1 protein-coding gene and 1 pseudogene are annotated in these 1,527 nt (G+C 71.8%); both read right to left on the bottom strand.

The window, feature by feature from the left end:
• Window positions 1-91 precede the first annotated feature (91 nt).
• Window positions 92-748, bottom strand: coding sequence for a SurA N-terminal domain-containing protein (locus HET64_RS38430; RefSeq protein WP_215111850.1), 657 nt, complete (start codon window positions 746-748; stop codon window positions 92-94).
• Between the two features lie 141 nt (window positions 749-889).
• Window positions 890-1,527 (bottom strand): annotated as a pseudogene (locus HET64_RS38425) (serine/threonine protein kinase); the annotation flags it as partial.

Genomic DNA, 1,527 nt, shown 5'->3' with positions numbered 1-1,527 from the left:
CTCGACGGGGGCGTCGGGGGCTTCGGCGTTCACCCTGCGAACCTACCTCCGGCCCCGGGTCCCCGGCCCGCCGGTTCGCGCGCCCGCCGGTTCAGGCGCCCGCCGGGGATTCCTTCGGCGCGAACTCGGTGACCTGGGTGATCCAGGGCGCGCTGTAGTTGCCGAGCTGCATCTTCTGGTCGTCCCAGGTGCCGAAGCGCGGGTTGACGTCGATGTCGAGGGCCTTCGACGCCTTGGTGAGGGCCTCGCCGACGACCTGCTGGCCGGCCGGTGTGCCGAGGTCCGCGCCGAGCGCCTCGGCCAGCTTCGGGAGCTGGACCTCCTGGCGCATGTCGGCGTCGATCTGGTCCGGGGCGACCCAGCGCTGCTGGAGCATCATCGCCTCGAACCGCTCCTCGCCGCCCTGCTGGGCGCCGCTGGCCTTCCGCATCTCCTGGATCTCCTTGCGGGTGACCGTGACCCCCGCGTCCGCGGCGGCGCGGTCGAGGATCCGGCCGAAGATCAGCCCGTGCAGCTTGGCGCGGTTGAGCTGGCCCGACTTGTTCACCAGCTGCGCGGCCTCCGGGGAGCTTTCCTGGGCGCTGCGGACGTCCGCGGCGCGGTCCTGGACCGTCGACACCTCGATCCGCTCGCCGCCCACGACGGCCGCGGCGCCGGGGTGGGACTGGTTGCCGCAGGCCGAAAGGAACGGCGCGGCGACGAGTGTCGCGGCGAGGACGGCGAGCGCGGTGCGACGACGGCGGTGCAAAGGAGCCTCCCGGGGAGAGTTTGTGCATCAGTGCACAAAGCCTTGCGGTGATCGATGTTAGGCAGTGGAGGTGGCCGGTGCCACCGATTCGACCAACGATTCGGGAGGAGTTGGGGATGTGGTCCGGTATGGGCGGCGCTGTCAGCCCCCGCGGACGTCCCGTTGGTGGCTGAGCAGGCGGCGCAGGTCCATCGGCAGCGCGTGGTGCGGCCCGTAGGTGCGCTCGGCGTCGTACAGCAGGGCCTGGAGCTGTGCCCGGCCCGCGGTGTGGTCGCCGACCGCCAGGAGCAGTTGCCCGATGCGGTGCCGGATGTCGAGTGCGCGGCCGGGGTCGGAGGCGATCGGCCCGTAGGCGTTCTCGTAGAACGGGAGGATCGCGCGGTACTCGACCAGCGCGGCCCCGGCCTCGCCGAGCTGTTCGAGGCACTGGGCGGCGTCGTAGCGGAACTGGAGGGCCTGGGCGTCGGTCCGGCCCGCTTCGGCGGCGCGGTCCTCGGCGAGGCGGCGCAGCTCGGGCAGGGCGCGGCGGTACTGCCCGTCGTCCATCAGTGTCGCGGCGTACTGCTTGCGCAGGATGCGGACGACCGGTGAATGCTCGCCGTGCTCGGCGGCGGCGGCCGGGAGCGTGGCGCCGAGGACGTCCACGGCCTGGGTGATCCGGCCCTCGCCGAGCAGCTTCTTGACCTCGTCCACGGCCCGTGCGACGTCCGGCCTGGCTCTTATACACATCTGACGCTGCCGACGACTAGTCGAGTGTAGAAATAAGGAGAAGGGGTGGA

Source organism: Streptomyces sp. McG3 (assembly GCF_018619185.1).
Lineage (GTDB): Bacteria > Actinomycetota > Actinomycetes > Streptomycetales > Streptomycetaceae > Streptomyces.
The sequence above is the reverse complement of the archived record's forward strand: the minus strand, read 5'-3'. Positions and strand labels throughout refer to the sequence as shown.